Here is a 17,839-nt window from a genome sequence, read left to right on the forward strand (position 1 = left end):
CAGCGGTGGAATCAGCCGCCTTGTTTGATGAGGGCGTTGATCTTGTCGACGTAGTTCGGGAGGTCGGTGATCGGCTTCTTGCCGCTCAGAATCGGCTGGTAGTTGGCCGTGGTCAGGTCACCGACCTGGCTGGCCCACTGGGTGGTGAACCGGACACCGACCGTCTTCTCCGCGGACAGGTCGGCCTTGACCGTGTCGACGACCGTCGGCTGCTGCGCCTTCGTGAGCGCGTCGAAGTAGCTCGCCTGCGCCGGCGTGTAGGCCGGCGGCGCGACCGGCGAGGCCGGTAGAACCGCGTCCCACACCTTGGTGTTGATGTACTCGAGCACCTTGAACGTCGCGTCCTGGTTCTTCGTGTACTGCGGCGTGCAGATCCCGACCGAGTCGTACAGCGTGGTCGGCGTCTGCACCTGCGGGAACGGCGCGAACCCGTACTTGATCTTCGGCTTGTCGGTCTGGAACCCGGCCGCCAGCCACTGCCCGCCGAACGTCATCGGCACCTTGCCGGCCGCGAACAGCGACTGCACGTTCGACGCGTCGTACCCGGGCGGTGCGACCGACCCGTTCTTGATCGCGGCGGCGAGCTTCTGCACGCCTTCCTGGTACTTGCCGTCGGCCTCGGCCTTCGTCGGGTGGTTCACGTTGTCGGTGAACGGCGCGCCGCCCGCGGACACGGAGTACATGCTCATCGTGAACGGACCGTCCGCGCTCGTCAGCTGGTCGGCGACCAGGCCGTACTTCGCCCCGTTCTTGTTCGCGAGCTTCGCGGCGTCGGCGTACATCTCGTCCCACGTCCAGCCGGCCTTCGGCAGCGGCAGGCCCGCGGCCGTGAACGCGTCGGCGTTGTACCAGACGCCGTACGTGTTCATCAGCGACGGCAGGCCGCCCATCTGGCCGTCGGCAGTCTTCCAGTTCTCCATCGCGGACGGGACGAAGTTGTCCGCCTTGAAGTCGCTGCTGCTGCTCTTGATCTTGTCCGCCCAGTTGACCAGCAGGCCCTGCGACGTGTACTGCTGCTCGGTGTCGTTACCGCACCAGAACAGGTCCGGCAGTTTCTTCGCCTGGGTGAGCGACGCGAGCTTGTCGCCGTACTGACCGCTCGGGGAGTCGAGTAACTGGACCTTGACGTTGTCGTCCTTGAAGCCCTCCAGCGCCTTCTTGATCGCGGCGTTGGTGTCGGTCGACTCCCAGGTCATCACGGTCACGGTGACCGGCCCGTTGCTCGAACCGCCCGAACCGGACCCGCCGCCGCAGGCCGTTGCCGCCAGCAACCCCGCGCACGCCAGCGCGGTGACGCCCAATGTCCTCTTCACAAGGAATCTCCTCTATTTCTGGTTCGTGCTGCCGAGAGCGCCGAGGCCCTGGATGAAGTAGCGCTGCGCGGCGAAGAAGATGATCAGCGGCGGCAGCATGTAGAGCAGGTTCGTGGCCATGTAGTAGCTCCAGTCCGGCGTCTTCCCGGCGAACGGCGAGATGAACGACGCCATCCCCACCGACAACGGCCACTTGCCGGACGAATACAGGTAGACCAGCGGATTCAGGTAGTCGTTCCAGGAGGCCTGGAACGCGAGGATCGCCATCGTCAGCCAGGCCGGCCGGGTCAACGGCAGCATCACGCTGACGAAGATCCGCAGGTGCCCGGCGCCGTCGATCTTCGCCGCTTCATCGATGGAATAGGGGATCGCGAGGAAGTACTGCCGGGCCAGGAAGATGAACAGCGGGTTCCCACCGAGGAACGCCGGCACGATCAGCGGCAACCAGGTGTCGTACCAGCCGATGCTCTTGTACATCTGGAACAACGGGATCAGGCCGACCACGCCCGGAAGCAGCATGCTGCCGACGAACAGGTAGAACCACACCTTGCGTCCCGGGAACCGCAGCCGGGCCAGCGCGTAGCCGGCCATCATCGCGGTCAGCACGCCGCCGATCACGCTCAGCGCGGTGATGATCAGCGAGTTCAGGAACAGCCGCGGGAAGTGGATCGCCTCCGGCCCCTTGATGAAGTTGCTCCAGGTCCACTCGTGCGGCAGCAGCTTCGGCGGGATGTCGAACACCGCGGTCTTGCTCTTCAGCCCGATCGTGATCATCCACAGCAGCGGGACGACCATCACGGCGCAGATGAACAGCGCGACGACGTACCACGACGTCGTACCGAGCACACGTGGTTTCTTCTTCGCGGGACGCGCGGCCTCTTCGGCGGGCGTCACCGGGGGAGCTTCAGTCGGAAGTGCTGTCACTGTACGTCCAGAGTGAGGAGAACTTCGCGGTCAGGGCGATCACGGCGATGATGATGACGAACAGCACCCACACCTGCGCGGACGCGTACCCCAGTTGCGGGATCCGGCCGAGCGTCGGGAAGCCGTTGCCGTAGATGCCGAGCATCAGCACGTTCGTACTGAACCCCGGACCACCGCCGGTCAGGATCTTCGGCTGGTTGAACGTCTGCAGCGCGGCCGTGGTCTGCAGGATCACCTGCAGCAGCATGATCGGGCTGATCATCGGCATCGTGATCCGGAAGAACACCGACCACGGGCCGGCGCCGTCCACCTTGGCGGCCTCGTACAGCTCGGTCGGCACCGACTGCAGCGCGGCAAGGAAGATGATCATGGTGCTGCCGACACCCCACAGCATCACCAGTACTACGGACGGCATCGCCATCTTGGGACTCTGCAACCACAGGCTTGTCGGCAGGCCGAGCCGGTCGAGGATCGTGTTCAGCAACCCGACCTGGGGATCGAGCATGAACTTCCACAGCGTGATCGTGGCGACCGCGGGCAGGACCACCGGCAGGTAGGCGAGCGTCCGGACCACCCGGACACCGGCGAACCGCTGGTTGCAGAACATCGCCAGCGCGAGGCCGATGATCAGCGACAACGGGACATAGAGCAACACCAGATAGCCGGTCGCCCGCAACGACGGCCAGAAGGCCGGGTCGGTGGTGAACAGTCTCCGGAAGTTGCCGAGGCCAATGAAGACCGGGTTCGTCAACCCGTTGTACTTCGTCAGCGCGAGATAGAACGATCGGATCAGCGGATATCCCACGAAAACGAGGAACCCGATCACCGCGGGAGCGATGAACAGGTACGCCGCCTTCACGTCGGAGCCGGCGTTGCGACTCATCCCACCGCGGCTCTTCCTCCGGGTGGTTCCGCCTGGAGTGGCACTACTCATCCGGCCTCCTGGACGGTAACGTTTCCAACGTCTTACTGTTGGGTGACGATGCCGTGTCCCGAAAAGGAAGTCAACCCCGTGCCCGAAACGTTTCCAACCAAGCCGGAGGTCGCTCGGCCGACGATGATCGACGTCGCCCGCCGGGCCGGCGTCGGGCTCGGCACGGTGTCGCGTGTCGTGAACGGCGGCCACGGCGTCCGGGACGAGACCGCGCAGCGGGTCCGGGCGGCGATCGACGCGCTCGGCTTCCAGCGCAACGAGGTGGCCCGCGCGCTCCGGCCGGGCAAGAAGTCGACCAGCCTGGCGCTGGTCCTCGGTGACCTGACCAACCCGTTCTACGCGAGTATCGCGAAGGCGTCGCTGGAGATCGCCGGGCAGTCCGGGTTCGCCGTCGTGCTGGGCAGTGTCGACGAGGACCCCGAGGGCGAGAAGCGCGCGATCCAGGAGCTGGTCAGCCGCCAGGTCGCGGGGCTGATGATCGTCCCCGACCAGGGCGACCACGCGTTCCTGGAGGGCGCCGGCGTACCGGTGGTGTTCGTCGACCGCCCGGCCACCGGGATCGAGGCCGACATCGTGATGGTCGACAACGAGGGCGGCGGCCGGATCGCGGCCGAACACCTGCTCAGCCAGGGACACGAGCGGATCGCGATCATCCTCGCGCCGTCGTACTACACGATCGGCCGCCGGTTGCGCGGCTTCCGGCGGGCGCACCGGGCGGCAGGGGTGGAGGTCGACGAGTCGCTGGTCATCCAGTTGCCGGAGGGCAACGCGGAGGCCGCGGAGAAGGCGACCCGCGAGGTGATGCTGCGGCCGGATCCGCCGACCGCGATCTTCGCCTCGACGAACTTCCTGGTCGAGGGCGTGCTGCGCGCGCTCGGTGAGCTGGACCAGGACCCGGCGGTGGTCGGGTTCGACGACTTCCGGCTCGCGGACATGCTGCCGACGCCGGTCACGGTCGTTGCCTCCGACATCGCCGAGCTCGGCCGCAGCGCCGCACGGCTGCTGCTCGACCGGGCCTCCGGCGCGGACACCCGGCCGCCGCAACGGATCGTGCTGCCGTGTGCGTTGATCGAGCGCGGGTCGGGGGAGCGCCCGCCTTCTGCTGTGAACAGAAAGGCTCAGTGATCCGCGACCCCGCTGGTTAGGGTCGCAGCGTGTACTACGAGTCCTTCGGCGCCGGCCCGCCCGATCTTCTTCCTCCCCAGCTGGGGCGGCGACGCCGGCGAGGCCCGCGACGTCCACGAACCGATCTTCCGGCAGCGCGAGGGCTGGCGCCGGATCTACGTGGACCCGCCCGGCACCGGGAAGTCGCCTGCCGACGCATCGATCACCGACCAGGACGGGATGCTCTCGTCCATCGCCGGGCTGATCACCTCGATTGCCGGTGACGAGTCATTCGCCCTCGCAGGTACCTCCGCCGGTGGCCTGCACGCCCGCGGCATCGTCAAGCGCGACCCGCCCCGCGTCCTGGGATTGTTGCTCCGGGCACCGGGTGTCGTCATCGACCGCTCCCGTCGCACGCTCCCGGCCGACGCGTACTTGTTGCCGTCCACAGCCCGCGATCGCCAGCACGAGTACTACGAAGCAGCCGAGGCAGGGGCGGATCTCGAGTTCCTCGGCCGGATCCAGCGCGACGTGTCGACGTACGGCCTGCGGGAAGATCCGTCGGTCCACTTCGACCGCCCGACCCTGATCGTCACCGGCCGCCAGGACACCATCGCCGGGTACGCCGACGCCTGGCCGCTGCTCGACGACTACCCGCGCGCGACGTACGCCGTACTGGATCAAGAGGACCACTTCCTCCCCGGCCCCGGCTCCGCGCTCTACCGGGCGCTCGTGGAGGACTGGCTGGACAGGGTCGAGCACCCGGACGCGTGAGGGGCGGAACGCGCGGCCGGGTGCTCGTGATCGGGGTGGGTCAGAAGTTCGGGTAGGCCCAGCCGAGGTAGCTGTTGAAGTACGGCAGCGCGCGCTTGCCGATCGCGCCGCTGACGCTGGTGGCCCAGAAGTTGCCGTCACCGGTCGCCACGCCGACGTGGCCGTACGGTGCGGCCAGGTCCCAGAAGACCAGGGCGCCCTTCGGCGGGTTCAGGTCTCCCTTGTGCGCGACCCCGCGGGCCACGGCGTCGTTCCAGTCGGCCTTGGCGGAGGCCCAGATCGCGGTCTTCCGTACGAGTTCTCCGCGGCCATCTCGCAGTACCCCTGGAAGGCCGTCGACCCGTTGCGGGCGGCGTACCACGCGATGGCGTTGTCGGCGCGCGGGTTGCTGGTGCACAGCGGTGCGATCAGGCCGCTGCTTCGGGTGTTGACGTAGGAGTCGGTGATGTATCCCTTGCCGGGGATGTGGTCCCAGACGAGGCTCCGTCCGTACTTGCCGGTGACGGGTTCGCCGTAGAGCTGGCAGTCGATCTCGACCGGTCCGTTGGGCTGGGTGCCGACCGAGCCGAAGCTGGTCGCGTTCCCGGACCGGATCGCGACGCCGGCGAGGAGGGCGGTGACGGCAACACGGGCGGTGATGCGCATGAGGCGGTACGCATGGTGTGTTCCCTTCCTTGAAGTTGTACTCGCAGGGAACCAAAACGCGCCGCTGTTGTCGGAGTGGGCAACGGAAACCAGTCACTGCGATTTGGTACTTTATGTAGATAAGTGACCGCGAGAGCGGAGAGTGCGCCGTGCGCCCAGCCCAGGCCCGGTACGTGATCGGAGCGCGTATGCGCGAGCTGCGCGAGGCCGCCGGAATGCCGCTGACCCGCGCCGCCGCCGAGTCGGGCTGGGACAAGGGACACCTGTCCCGCGTCGAGCGCGGCCACACCAAGCCGAGCCGCGAGCTGATCGAGTGGTACGACGACTCGTTCGGCGCGGGCCAGGCGCTGGTGAACCAGCTGACGGAGCTCGACGCCGCCGTACGGGCCGGTCGCGACATGTCGCAGCGGGACCTCCGCCGGCACGTCCAGCCGGTGCTGCTCGGCGGTTCGGTCCCGATCGACCATCACCCGGACGATCGGGCTGAGCTGGTGGGGGAGACGGTCCCGGACGGTACGCAGGTACGCCGCGACGAAACGTTCGAGAAGACCTGGGTGATCCGCAACAGCGGCGACCGCCCGTGGTGCAACCGCTGCCGGCCGGTTGTACTACCCCGGCCTGGAGTCCCCACCCATCTACTGCACGATCCTCACCGTGTACGACCTCTAACGCGCGAGCGGCCGTCAACAAGAACCGGTTGGGTTGGAGCAGAAATATCCTGTTCAACGCCTCCGCCACGCGGTCGTCGCCCCGCCTGGTGGCAGCCGGGCGGGGCGGATGTTCGCCCCAGCCGCGAGCGACGCCTCGCGAAGTCGGCTGGCCGTGGTGCGCGGGTGATCCAGGTCCTGCCAGCCAACCCGCACGAACTGGTACCCCAGTGCGCGCAGGTTGTCCTCGCGCCACTTCTCCGCGACGAGGCTCTGGGCATCGCCGTACTTCGTCGCGCCGTCGAACTCGACGATGGTCACGCCTCCCAGCAAGATGTCGACCCGGCCGATCAGCCGGCCCGACCGGTCGCGGATCTCGACCTGCAAATCCGGCTCCGGCAGACCGTGGTTCGCCATCAGTACCCGGAGCCGCGACTCGCCGACCGATTCACTCAGCCCGTTCGCGAACCGCGCCGCTGCCCGTGCTGCCGGTGAACCCTGCCAACCGGCGTGCCGGTCCGCCGTCGCCACGAGTGCATCTCTGGTGACCAGGCGGTTGTGTAGTGCGGCGTCCCCGAGTACGACTCCGACCTCGTACGACGAGGCGCAGGTGGCCTCGGCGACGGCACGCGCCGGCGTCACCACCGGCACCCCGTCGACGGCGGTGACCTCACCGGGATCGAACCGCGATCGGTGCACTTCGGCGAGCATGTCGGAACGCGTTCGGCCGCGCGGCTTGGTCACGTGGATCTTGGACAGGTCGAGGCCCCAGCTGGGCAGCCCATGCAGAACGGCCGCGGATTGATGGCTGACCACCGCGCCGGGCCCCATCCGGTTGACGATGGCCCGGGTCTTCAGGAGATGCAGCCGCCGGGCGCGGTCCCAGCTCGTCTCGCCAGCCGGCGCGCCGGTGGGTTCGACGTACACGTCGCGGGACAGTCGCGACCACTGACCGGTCCGGAGTCGTCGCCGGATTTCGCTGTCCGTGTATCCGGCTGCCGTCGCGTCCGCCCGGCTGAACCAGCCACCCCGGGCATCGGCCAACACGCTCAATTTGGGGTTCATACCGGGAAAGATGCCGTCGTCGCGGGCGCCGCCGGTGACCGAGTTCGTGGTTGTGGACAACCATGGCTGGGGGCCGTGCACACCGACTGGTGGCGTTGCACACGAAATGGCCTGTGTCACGCAACCGCAGGATGTTCAAGGCCCCGTCGTACGGGCGCGGATCAGGGGCCGGCGTCGTACTCCGCGTCGAGTTCGGCGTCGAGCTCGGCCTTGCGTTTGATCCAGCGTTCGCTGAGGCCCTTGACCTCTTCGTTGATGAAGTCGATGAAGCAGAGGGAGACGCGGATGCGGCGGTGCGCGTCGGTGCCTTCGCCGGAGGCGTCGAGGACCTTGCGGAGCGATTCGGACCAGCGTCCGAGCGACGCGTCCTCGGTCATCATCGTCTGGTACCAGGCGTCGTCCTGGACGACGTACACATCGCGGCGGCTGCCGGGCTCGCGTTCCCGGGTCGCCAGCCGGAGCTGGAGCAGGTAGTTGACCGCGCCGGAGACGGCGGCCGGGCTGGCCTGCAGCTGTTCGGAGAGTTCGGCGGCGGTCATCCGGCCCGACACGCTGGACAGGATCGCGGCGAACGTCCGGCCCGCCATCCGCGGCCACCCCGTATCCGCGAGCAGGTTGCCGAACTGCTCCGTGTACCGCTTGACGGCGTCGTCGTCTCGATGTGCACTCACCGCCCCATCATCCCCTCTGAAGCCGTTGGTATGGCGTTAGGAAGATTCACAATCTTCTGAACACAGTGTACGTTATGAATCATGACATCAGCCATCGTGGTCTCCGGACTGCACAAGTCGTTCGGAAGTACGCACGCCCTCGACGGTCTCGACCTGGAGGTCGCGACCGGCGAGGTGCATGGATTCCTCGGCCCGAACGGCGCGGGGAAGTCCACCACCATCCGTGTCCTGCTCGGGCTGTTGAGGGGTGACGCCGGCGATGTCTCGTTGCTCGGCGGCGATCCCTGGCGCGACGCCGCCAAGCTGCACCGGCGGCTGGCCTACGTACCGGGCGACGTCAACCTGTGGCCGAACCTGACCGGCGGCGAGGTGATCGACCTGCTCGGCCGGCTCCGTGGCGGGCTGGACGAGAAGAAGCGCGACGAGCTCCTCCGCCGGTTCGACCTGGACCCGACCAAGAAGGGCCGGACGTACTCCAAGGGCAACCGGCAGAAGGTCGCACTGGTCGCGGCGCTCGCGTCGGACGTGGAGCTGCTGATCCTGGACGAGCCGACCTCCGGTCTGGACCCGCTGATGGAGGAGGTGTTCCGGCAGGTCATCGAGGAGGACAAGCGGGAGGACCGCACCGTCCTGCTGTCCAGCCACATCCTGTCCGAGGTCGAGGCCCTGTGCGACCGGGTCAGCATCATCCGCCGCGGCAAGGTGGTCGAGACCGGCACGCTGGCCGAGCTGCGGCACCTCACCCGTACGTCGATCCAGGCCGAGCTGACCGGATCGCCGAACGGTCTGGCGCAGCTGCCCGGCGTGCACGACCTCGATGTCGAGGGCAACCGGGTGCGCTGCGAGGTCGACACCGCGCAGCTCGATGCGGTGATGCGGCAACTGTCCGCGAGTGGCATCAAGAGCCTGGTGGCGCAGCCGCCGACGCTCGAGGAGCTGTTCCTGCGGCACTACGAGGACGAGGTCGCGGAGCCCGAGGCGGCGCTGCGATGAACGACTTCGTCGGTACCGGGACGCTGGTGCGGCTCGCGCTGCGCCGCGACCGGTTGCTGATCCCGATCTGGATCGTCGTCTTCGTGATGTCGGCGGCCGGCTCGGCCAAGGCGTCGATCGCCCTGTACTCCGACCACAACGCGCTGGTCGAGGCCGCCCGGACGTCGAACGCGTCGCCCGCCCTGGTGTCGCTGTACGGCCGGATCTTCGACGAGTCCTCGCTCGGGGAGGTCTCGCTGTTCAAGCTGACCGCGTTCGGCGCGCTGCTGGTCGGCCTGCTGGCGGGCATGCTCGTCGTACGGCACACGCGGACCGAAGAGGAGTCCGGGCGGCTCGAGCTGCTCAGCGCCGGCGTACTCGGCCGGTACGCCGCTCTGACCGCCGGGCTGATCGTGTCCGGGGCGACGGTCGTCCTGCTCGGGCTGGTGACAGCACTGTCGCTGATCGGAAGCGGACTGGACGCCAAGGGTTCGTTCGCGTTCGGGCTGATGTGGGCCGCGGCAGGTCTCTCGTTCGCCGGTGTCGGGGCCGTGACGGCACAGGTCACCGAGAGCGCACGGGCCGCCAACGGACTGACCGCGGTGGTGCTTGGTGTTTGCTATGTACTCCGTGCCATCGGCGACTCGTCCTCGGACGGCAGCACGCGCTGGGTGTCGTGGCTGTCTCCCATCGGCTGGTCTCAGCAGGTCCGTGCGTACGCCGGTGACAGGTGGGCGGTACTGCTTGCGCCGCTGGTGTTCTTGGTCGTACTGGTTGCTGCAGCGACCGCACTGATCCGGCGGCGCGATCTTGGCGCCGGTCTGGTGCGGCCACGTCCCGGTCCGCCACGAGCGGGTGCCTCGTTGCGGTCGCCGCTCGCACTGGCCTGGCGGCTGCACCGTGGTTCCTTCGTCGCTTGGGGATTCGCGTTCCTGCTGCTGGGGCTGTTGGTTGGCAACATCGCCAGCAACGTCGACGGGTTCGTCACCAGCGACAGCGCGAAGGAGATGGTGCAGAAGCTCGGCGGTGTCCAGGGCATCACGGATGCGTTCCTGGCGACCGAGATGGGCGTGATGGGGCTCCTGGCGTCTGCGTTCGGCATCCAGGCCGCGCTGCGGCTGCGGTCGGAAGAGACTGCGCTACGGGCGGAGCCGTTGCTGGCAACCGGTGTGACGCGTGCGCAGTGGCTGGCGAGCCACGTACTGATGGCACTGCTCGGCACCGGCGCACTGATCCTGGTTGCCGGTCTTGGGTCTGGGGTCTCCAGTGGGGCGTCGCTTGGCAACATGGGTCGCCAGGTGCCGCGGATGCTGGCCGCGGCCGCCGTACAGCTGCCTGCGATCTGGCTGGTGACTGCACTGGTCGTCCTCCTGTTCGGCCTGGCACCGAAGCTGGTCGCCGGTGGATGGGGGCTGTACGGGGTGTTTCTGCTGATCGGGCAGTTCGGTGAGATCTTCAATCTGCCGCAGTGGATGATCAACCTCAGCCCGTACGGCCACACGCCGCGGCTGCCCGGCGGTGACTTCTCCGTCACACCCGTGCTCTGGCTGACCGGGATCGCGGCTGCGCTCACGATTGCCGGTTTCGCCACGTTCCGGCGCCGCGACATCGGCTGACAGTGCACGCCGACAGAGCAGCGCTGGTCTGAGGGGTCCAGCGCTCACAGGCCCGCCCGGCGAGGTTCCGGGCGGGCCTGTCTACGATCGCGGGGTGTTGAGTGAGCAACTGGTCGGGTTCTGGACCGAGCGGCACCTGTGCGTGCTGAGCACGGTCCGAGCGGACGGGACCGTACATGCGACCCCGGTAGGCGCAACCCTTGATGCCGAGGCAGGGCTACTACGAGTGATCTGCTCCGGTACGTCGCACAAGGCGCGGACGATCCGCCGGCTGGGGGAGGCGTCCGTTGCGGTTACGCAGGTGGACGGCCGCCGCTGGAGCACCCTGGAAGGCCGCGCTGTCGTCAGCGACGACCCGGCCGACGTGCTGGACGCCGAGACTCGCTACGCGAAGCGCTACAAGCAGCCCCGCGCCAACCCTGCCCGCGTGGTCATCCACATCACGATCACAAAGGCCCTCGGCAATGCCGGCTGACCCGCTCACCGTCGTCGGCATCGGCCCCGACGGCTGGCCAGGCCTCTCCCCAGCAGCCCAAACAGCCCTCCAAGCCGCCGAGGTCCTCCTAGGCAGCCCCCGCCAACTAGCCCTGATCCCATCCGGCGCCTCCGCGCCGAGCGTGGCTGCTGTGCGGATCGCCTGGCCGTCGCCGCTGTCCGAGGCTCTGCCTCGACTGCTGGAGGAACACCGCGGACGCCGCATCTGCGTGCTCGCCAGCGGAGACCCCACCTTCCACGGCATCGGTACGACGCTTGTCCGCCTCCTGGGAGCTGACGCCGTACACGTGATCCCTCACCCGTCCAGCGTCTCCCTCGCCTGCGCACGCCTCGGCTGGCCACAGGACCAAGTACAGGTAGTCAGCACGGTGACCAACCCCGTCGACCGCCTGCACCCACACCTCCAACCAGGCCGTCGACTACTGATCCTCAGCCGCACCGCCCAAACCCCCGCCGAGGTCGCACACCTACTGGTAGCCCGCGGCTACGGCGACAGCACGTTCACCGTCCTCGAACAACTGGACGGCCCCGCCGAACGCATCCGCACCGCAACAGCAGCCGACTGGTCCCACGAGGTGGACCCCCTCAACCTCATCGCCATCCACTGCCCACCCGACGCCCCCGTGCTCTCCACCGCCCCCGGCCTCCCCGACGACGCCTACGAGCACGACGGCCAACTCACCAAACGCGAAGTTCGCGCCGTCTCGCTCTCCCGCCTCGCGCCCGTACCCGGACAACTCCTCTGGGACATCGGCGGCGGCGCCGGCAGCATCGCGATCGAGTGGTCCCGACACCACCCCACCTGCCGAGCGATCGCCATCGAACGCGACCCCGCCCGCGCCAAGCGTCTCGGACGCAACGCGACCGCACTGGGCGCCGCAGTGACCGTCGTCGAAGGCCCTGCCCCAGCAGCTCTGGAAGGCCTCGAGTCGCCCGACGCGATCTTCATCGGCGGCGGCGCGACCGCTCCGGGCCTGTTCGACGCCTGCTGGAACGCGCTGCGCCCCGGCGGTCGCCTGGTCGCCAACGGGGTCACGCTCGAGACGGAGGCGCTCATCATCCAGTGGTACAAGACGTACGGCGGCGACCTCGTCCGCCTGGACGTCCACCGCGCGTCCCCAATCGGCACCATGACCGGCTGGCGCCCCGCCCTGCCCGTCACCATCTGGAGCGTGACGAAGTGACCGCCACCATCTGGAGGCCCGTCGGATGACCGTGCACTTCATCGGCGCCGGTCCCGGGGCGGCCGACCTGATCACCGTCCGGGGGCGTGACCTGATCGCCTCCTCGCCGGTCTGCCTGTACGCCGGTGCGCTGGTCCCCGTCGAACTCCTCGACCACTGCCCGCCCGGTGCCCGCAAGATCGACACCGCGAACCTCACCCTCGACGAGATCGTCGCCGAACTCACCGCCGCCAACTCCGCCGGCCACGACGTCGCCCGCCTGCACTCGGGCGACCCGTCAGTCTTCAGCGCGATGGCCGAACAACTCCGCCGCCTCGACGCCTTGCAGATCCCGTACGACGTGACCCCTGGAGTACCGGCGTACGCCGCCGCGGCCGCCACGCTCAACCGCGAGCTGACCGTCCCGGAAGTCGGCCAGACCGTCGTCCTCACCCGCATCGGCGGCAGCGCCAGCGCGATGCCACCCGGCGAGGACCTGGCCACCCTCGGCGCCAGCCGGGCGACGATCGTCCTGCACCTCGCCGTCCAGCAGATCGACCGCGTCGTCGCCGAACTCGTCCCGAACTACGGAGCCGACTGCCCGGTCGCGGTGGTCGCCCGCGCCTCCCGCGACGACGAGGTCGTACTCCGCGGCACGCTCGCCGACATCGCCGTACAGGTGAAGTCCGCGGGCATCCGCCGTACCGCCGTCATCATCGCCGGGAAGGTGCTGTCGGCAACGACCTTCCGCGACAGTCACCTCTATTCGTCCGACCGCTCCCGATGAGGGTCCTGCTCCTCGGTGGCACCGGCGAGGCCCGCGAACTGGCGCGGCTGCTGGTTGCCGACGGCATCGAGGTGATCTCCTCGCTGGCCGGCCGGACAACCGCTGCCCGTCGACCGGCCGGCGAGCTCCGGGTGGGCGGCTTCGGCGGGGTCGCCGGCCTGATCACCTGGCTACAAACGAACCCCGTCGACGTCGTAGTGGACGCCACCCACCCGTTCGCCACCCAAATAACCACCAACGCCACCGCCGCGACAGCCCACCTCAACCTCCCCTTCCTTATCCTCAACCGCCCCGCCTGGACCCCCGAAGACGCCACCACCCCGCCCCCCGCACCACCCGCCTGGACCCCCGAGGACGCCACCACCCCGCCTCCCGCACCACCAACCTGGACGTCTGACACCACCGCGCTGTCCACCCGGCTGCCTGACACCCCCGCGCCGCCCACCTGCCCGCCGGGTGACACCTCCGCGCCGCCCACCTGGTACTGGGTTGACAGTCCTGCGGCGGCTGCGGAGTTGCTTCCTCGGGTCGGTTCCCGGGTGTTCCTCACGATCGGCCGGCAGGGCCTCGACGCCTTCGCGACGACCGGCCTGTGGACCCTCGCTCGCTGCGTCGACCCACCCGAGCCCCCGCCGACGTGGTGTCAGCTCCTCCTCGCCCGCGGCCCCTTCTCGGAGTCCACCGAACTGGAGCTCCTGCAGCGGCACCGCATCGACGTACTCGTCACCAAGAACAGCGGCGGCCCCGCCACCGCCCCCAAACTCAGCGCCGCCCGGCAACTGCACATCCCGGTGATCATCATCCGCCGCCCACCACTTCCCGACGGCCCGAACGTCGTCACCTCACCCGCAGAAGCTCTCACCTGGCTGAAAGTCAGCGGGTATTCTGAGCAAGCCACTCGCCAAGCACGTGACGCTCCCCATCGGTCAGCATCCCAAGCTCCGGCAGGTACGCCCGCAGCGCATTGGCCGCCCGCGTCGGACCCTCCGCACCCGCCGCCACGAGCCTCGGGCCCGTCGTGATCGTCGCGGCGTACCGTTCACTGCCCTGCGCAACGGCTTCTCCGGACGGCGCAGTCCCGCACGTCGTGCCCGACACGCGAGTACGCCGGTGCGCCTGCTGCGGTCGGCCCTGGAGGCCGGAGAACTGATCGTGCCTGAGGACGGCCCGTTCTCGTGGACCGCGCACCGGGTGAGGTCCACCACGTTCTGGGGCTGACCGCCTGACGAGGCCGAGGTGACCGCTCGATAGATTGACGTCATGGGGATTCAGATCGCACCGAGCATCCTGTCCGCCGACTTCGCCCGGCTGGCCGACGAGGCGGTGGCCGTGTCGAACGCGGACTGGCTGCACGTCGACGTGATGGACAACCACTTCGTGCCGAACCTGACCCTCGGGATGCCGGTGGTCGAGTCGCTGGCGAAGGCGACCGACATGCCGCTCGACTGTCACCTGATGATCGACGACCCGGACCGCTGGGCGCCCGGGTACGTCGAGGCCGGCGCGTCCAGCGTCACGTTCCACGTCGAGGCCTGCCGCGCCCCGATCCGGACCGCCCGGGAGATCCGCGCGAAGGGCGCGCGGGCCGCGATGGCGCTGAAGCCGGCGACCCCGATCGAGCCGTACGAGGACCTGCTGTCCGAGCTCGACATGATCCTGATCATGACGGTCGAGCCCGGGTTCGGCGGGCAGAAGTTCCTCGACGTGTGTGTGCCGAAGATCCGCCGGACCCGCGAACTGCTCGACAAGCACGGCCTGGACCTGTGGATCGAGATCGACGGCGGCGTGTCGGCCGAGACGATCGAGCGCTGCGCGGAGGCGGGCGCCGACGTGTTCGTGGCCGGCTCGGCGGTGTACGCCGCCGACGACCCGAACGCGATGGTCGAGGTACTACGCGGTCTCGCCGAGCAGTCCTCCGGCCGATAGGTCGGAATCGGCCGGCCGGATCGACCCGGGCGGCTCCACGTCGGCTTCCGGCCCGGCCCTCGGGCGGCACGCGCAGCAGCACCAGCGTCGAGAGCACCGCGAGCACGGCGGCCAGCAGCCACACGTACCGCACGCCGAAGGCGTCGATGACCGCACCCGCTGCGGCGGCCCCGATCGCCGCGCCGCCGGTCGCCGCACTGCCCATCCACCCGAACACCTCGGTCCGCGCGACGTCCGGCGTCAGCGCGCCCAACCGCCCGTACAGCGCGCCGATCGCCGGCGCCAACGTCAACCCGGACAAGGCCAACGCGATCCCGAGCGACACCGCGGACCAGGTCGCGAACACGCACAGGAGCATCCCGGCCGCGACCAGCGCGGCCCGCCGCCAGAGGTACGACGTACGGCGACCGGGCAACGCGCCCGAGATCGCGCCGCCGACCAGGCTGCCGAACGCCCAGACGGCCTCGAAGATCCCGGCGATCAGCCGCTGCCCGTGATCGTCGGCGAACGCGACGATCGCCAGCGAGATCCCGTTGAACGACATGATCCACAGGCCGAACGCGAGAATCAGCGGCAACCGGTGCCGATGCCAGAGCAACTGCCGCGCGGTCAGCGGCACCGCAGTGTGCACGTCACGAGGAAGCGGCGCGGGTTGTCGCAGCACATACCACCAGATGAAGACCGCCGACATCGCCGCCGCGAGCAGTACGCCGAGACGCGGGCTCGCCACGCTCACCGCGGTTGCCCCGAGCATCGGCCCGACCATGAACAACAGCTCCTGCGCGGTCGCGTCCACGGAGTACGCCGTCCGTAACGCCGGGCCGTCGACGATCCGCGGCCAGGCGGCACGCAGCGTCTGCATCACCGGCGGCACCAGCGCGCCCGCGATCACCGTCAGCGCGGGCAGGAACCGGTACCGGCCGGCGGGCAGGAGCGCGATCGCGAGCAACGCCACGCTCCAGCCGATCCCGGTCACCAGCAGCACGCCGCGCGGCCCGCGACGGTCGGCGGCGCGGGACCACAGCGGCCCCGCGATCGCCATACCGATCGAGTAGGCACCGGCGACGACGCCCGCCCAGCGGAACGATCCGCTCGCGTCCTTCGCCAGGAACGCGATCGGCACCATCGTCGCCAGCATGGGCAGCCGCGCGAGCAGCGACGACACCAGCAACGGCAGCACGCCGCGTGATCGCCACAACTCTCGATAACCCATGAGGTGATTCTGAACGGGGCCACCGACAATTACGATGAGCAGTGTGACCGAGCCCAAACCGGTGGATACCTGGCTGACCGACATGGACGGCGTCCTCGTGCACGAGGAGCGCGCGATCCCCGGCGCCAGCGACTTCATCGCCGCGCTGCAGGCGTCCGGCAAGAAGTTCCTGGTCCTCACCAACAACTCGATCTTCACCCCGCGAGACCTCCGCGCCCGGCTGCTGGTGGCGGGCATCGACATCCCGGAGACGTCGATCTGGACCAGCGCGCTCGCCACCGCCCAGTTCCTCGACGACCAGCGGCCGGGCGGTACGGCGTACGTGATCGGCGAGGCCGGGCTGACGACCGCGCTGCACGAGATCGGGTACGTGCTGACCGAGCGTGACCCCGACTACGTCGTGCTCGGCGAGACCCGGACGTACTCGTTCGAGGCGATCACCAAGGCGATCCGGCTGATCACCGACGGTGCGCGGTTCATCGCGACCAACCCGGACCCGACCGGCCCGTCCCAGGAAGGCCCGCTGCCCGCGACCGGCTCGGTGGCCGCCCTGATCACCCGCGCGACCGGCGTGGCGCCGTACTTCGTCGGCAAGCCGAACCCGCTGATGATGCGCAGCGCGCTGAACCGGATCGAGGGGCACTCCGAGACCACCGTGATGATCGGTGACCGGATGGACACCGACATCATCAGCGGTCTGGAGGCGGGTCTGCGCAGCGTGCTGGTGCTGTCCGGCTCGACCGGCGAGCACGAGGTCGAGCGGTTCCCGTACCGCCCGACCCGGATCGTCGCCTCGATCGCCGACGTCGTACCGCTGGTGACCACCCTGTCCTAGCAGGTCAGGGTGCGGAACCCGTACCCCTGCGCCTTGAGTGCCGTCAGGATCGCGGGCAGGGCAGCCACCGTCTGCGCGCGGTTACCCCCGCCGTCGTGCATCAGGATCACCGAGCCGCTGTGCACGTTCTTCAGTACCCGCTGCACGATCGCCGCCGTACCGGGCTTGGTCCAGTCGCGCGAGTCGACGGTCCACACGACCAGGTCCTTGCCCAGCTGACGGGCCCGTTGCCGGACGGTGGCGCTCACCCCGCCGTACGGCGGCCGCAGACAGCCCGGCGTACTGCCGATCTGGACGCGGATCGCCTGGTCCGTCGACGTGACCTCCTGCTGGAACTTGGCCGCGGTGAGCTTGCGCAGGTCGCGATGGTCCCAGGTGTGGTTCTGCACGCTGTGCCCGGCATCGTGGATCCGCTTGGTCAGCTCCGGATGCTTGCGCACGTTCTGACCGACCTCGAAGAAGGTCGCCTTGGCGTCGTACTTCGCGAGGACGCCGAGCACCTTCGGGGTGTACTCGGCATCCGGACCGTCGTCGAAGGTCAGCACGACGTACTTCGTCGGCAACGGCGTCGGGCCGGGCGTGACGGCAGCCGGGGCCGCGGCGGGCGGCGTGACGGGCTTGGCCGGTGACCTCGCGGCCGCGACCACGACCGTACCGATCACCGCGCTCACCAGCATCATCATCGCCAGGCCGACGGCCCTGTTCCCCGCATGCGTCAAGCGAACGTTCACAATCCCCCCAGGGCGGTGGGTGGT

18 protein-coding genes and 2 pseudogenes are annotated in these 17,839 nt (G+C 69.0%); 11 read left to right on the forward strand and 9 right to left on the reverse strand.

What is annotated here, in order from left to right; all coding sequences use genetic code 11:
• Positions 1–11 precede the first annotated feature (11 nt).
• From JOF29_RS08760 to JOF29_RS08770, 3 genes are read right to left on the reverse strand one after another with little or no spacing between them, the layout of a single operon-like run.
• Positions 12–1,313: an ABC transporter substrate-binding protein gene (locus JOF29_RS08760; RefSeq protein WP_209693715.1), complete on the reverse strand. Its 1,302-nt coding sequence runs from the start codon at positions 1,311–1,313 to the stop codon at positions 12–14.
• A 12-nt stretch (positions 1,314–1,325) separates the two neighbouring features.
• A complete protein-coding gene (locus tag JOF29_RS08765) occupies positions 1,326–2,207 on the reverse strand; it encodes a carbohydrate ABC transporter permease (RefSeq protein ID WP_307863218.1) in 882 nt (293 codons plus the stop codon).
• 10 nt (positions 2,208–2,217) lie between these two features.
• Positions 2,218–3,120 (reverse strand): carbohydrate ABC transporter permease, encoded by a 903-nt coding sequence (locus JOF29_RS08770; RefSeq protein ID WP_245357510.1) that lies wholly within the window; start codon positions 3,118–3,120, stop codon positions 2,218–2,220.
• A gap of 129 nt (positions 3,121–3,249) precedes the next feature.
• Here JOF29_RS08770 and JOF29_RS08775 point away from each other — a divergent pair, with 129 nt between their 5' ends.
• On the forward strand, positions 3,250–4,296 hold the full coding sequence (locus tag JOF29_RS08775) for a LacI family DNA-binding transcriptional regulator (protein WP_307863219.1): 1,047 nt from the start codon (positions 3,250–3,252) through the stop codon (positions 4,294–4,296).
• A 159-nt stretch (positions 4,297–4,455) separates the two neighbouring features.
• Complete coding sequence (locus tag JOF29_RS08780; RefSeq protein WP_209693718.1) at positions 4,456–5,049, forward strand: alpha/beta fold hydrolase; 594 nt, start codon at positions 4,456–4,458, stop codon at positions 5,047–5,049.
• 40 nt (positions 5,050–5,089) lie between these two features.
• Here JOF29_RS08780 and JOF29_RS42860 read toward each other — a convergent pair whose 3' ends face one another.
• Positions 5,090–5,293, reverse strand: a complete 204-nt coding sequence (locus JOF29_RS42860) for a hypothetical protein (RefSeq protein WP_245357511.1) — start codon at positions 5,291–5,293, stop codon at positions 5,090–5,092.
• Positions 5,260–5,694 (reverse strand): hypothetical protein, encoded by a 435-nt coding sequence (locus JOF29_RS42865; protein WP_245357512.1) that lies wholly within the window; start codon positions 5,692–5,694, stop codon positions 5,260–5,262. The genes JOF29_RS42860 and JOF29_RS42865 overlap by 34 nt, the downstream gene beginning before the upstream one ends.
• A 215-nt stretch (positions 5,695–5,909) precedes the next feature.
• Here JOF29_RS42865 and JOF29_RS08790 point away from each other — a divergent pair.
• A pseudogene (locus JOF29_RS08790) lies at positions 5,910–6,248 on the forward strand (NBR1-Ig-like domain-containing protein); the annotation flags it as partial.
• 168 nt (positions 6,249–6,416) lie between these two features.
• Here JOF29_RS08790 and JOF29_RS08795 read toward each other — a convergent pair.
• Positions 6,417–7,406 carry a type IV toxin-antitoxin system AbiEi family antitoxin domain-containing protein gene (locus tag JOF29_RS08795; protein WP_209693719.1) on the reverse strand — a complete coding sequence of 330 codons (990 nt, stop codon included), beginning with the start codon at positions 7,404–7,406 and terminating at the stop codon, positions 6,417–6,419.
• A 161-nt stretch (positions 7,407–7,567) separates the two neighbouring features.
• The gene (locus JOF29_RS08800; RefSeq protein ID WP_209693720.1) at positions 7,568–8,077 is read right to left on the reverse strand and encodes a GbsR/MarR family transcriptional regulator; all 510 of its coding nucleotides are present in this window, start codon (positions 8,075–8,077) and stop codon (positions 7,568–7,570) included.
• Between the two features lie 81 nt (positions 8,078–8,158).
• Here JOF29_RS08800 and JOF29_RS08805 point away from each other — a divergent pair, with 81 nt between their 5' ends.
• The 7 genes from JOF29_RS08805 (at position 8,159) to rpe (ending at position 15,036) form a co-directional block, all read left to right on the forward strand.
• Positions 8,159–9,070 carry an ABC transporter ATP-binding protein gene (locus JOF29_RS08805; protein ID WP_209693721.1) on the forward strand — a complete coding sequence of 304 codons (912 nt, stop codon included), beginning with the start codon at positions 8,159–8,161 and terminating at the stop codon, positions 9,068–9,070.
• The gene (locus tag JOF29_RS08810; RefSeq protein WP_209693722.1) at positions 9,067–10,665 is read left to right on the forward strand and encodes an ABC transporter permease; all 1,599 of its coding nucleotides are present in this window, start codon (positions 9,067–9,069) and stop codon (positions 10,663–10,665) included. The genes JOF29_RS08805 and JOF29_RS08810 overlap by 4 nt, the downstream gene beginning before the upstream one ends.
• 94 nt (positions 10,666–10,759) lie before the next feature.
• The gene (locus JOF29_RS08815) at positions 10,760–11,140 is read left to right on the forward strand and encodes a PPOX class F420-dependent oxidoreductase (RefSeq protein WP_209693723.1); all 381 of its coding nucleotides are present in this window, start codon (positions 10,760–10,762) and stop codon (positions 11,138–11,140) included.
• Positions 11,130–12,344, forward strand: coding sequence for a precorrin-6y C5,15-methyltransferase (decarboxylating) subunit CbiE (gene cbiE / locus JOF29_RS08820; RefSeq protein WP_209693724.1), 1,215 nt, complete (start codon positions 11,130–11,132; stop codon positions 12,342–12,344). Before JOF29_RS08815 ends, cbiE begins: the two co-directional genes overlap by 11 nt.
• A 25-nt stretch (positions 12,345–12,369) precedes the next feature.
• Positions 12,370–13,110, forward strand: coding sequence for a precorrin-4 C(11)-methyltransferase (gene cobM, locus JOF29_RS08825; protein ID WP_209693725.1), 741 nt, complete (start codon positions 12,370–12,372; stop codon positions 13,108–13,110).
• Positions 13,107–14,132, forward strand: coding sequence for a precorrin-6A/cobalt-precorrin-6A reductase (locus JOF29_RS08830; protein ID WP_245357513.1), 1,026 nt, complete (start codon positions 13,107–13,109; stop codon positions 14,130–14,132). The genes cobM and JOF29_RS08830 overlap by 4 nt, the downstream gene beginning before the upstream one ends.
• Positions 14,133–14,370: 238 nt before the next feature.
• Complete coding sequence (rpe, locus tag JOF29_RS08835) at positions 14,371–15,036, forward strand: ribulose-phosphate 3-epimerase (RefSeq protein ID WP_209693726.1); 666 nt, start codon at positions 14,371–14,373, stop codon at positions 15,034–15,036.
• Positions 15,037–15,106: 70 nt separating this feature from the next.
• On the opposite strand, the pseudogene JOF29_RS08840 reads toward rpe, so the two are convergent.
• Positions 15,107–16,387: pseudogene (locus JOF29_RS08840) on the reverse strand (MFS transporter); the annotation flags it as partial.
• Here JOF29_RS08840 and JOF29_RS08845 point away from each other — a divergent pair.
• The gene (locus JOF29_RS08845; protein ID WP_209693727.1) at positions 16,284–17,084 is read left to right on the forward strand and encodes an HAD-IIA family hydrolase; all 801 of its coding nucleotides are present in this window, start codon (positions 16,284–16,286) and stop codon (positions 17,082–17,084) included. The pseudogene JOF29_RS08840 and the gene JOF29_RS08845 sit on opposite strands and share 104 nt — an antisense overlap.
• Here JOF29_RS08845 and JOF29_RS08850 read toward each other — a convergent pair.
• Entirely contained in the window at positions 17,081–17,815 is a 735-nt protein-coding gene (locus tag JOF29_RS08850; protein ID WP_307863220.1) for a polysaccharide deacetylase family protein, read from the reverse strand. The two genes, JOF29_RS08845 and JOF29_RS08850, sit on opposite strands and share 4 nt — an antisense overlap.
• Positions 17,816–17,839: the final 24 nt, after the last annotated feature.

Origin of the sequence: Kribbella aluminosa (assembly GCF_017876295.1) — a bacterium.
Taxonomy (GTDB): domain Bacteria; phylum Actinomycetota; class Actinomycetes; order Propionibacteriales; family Kribbellaceae; genus Kribbella; species Kribbella aluminosa.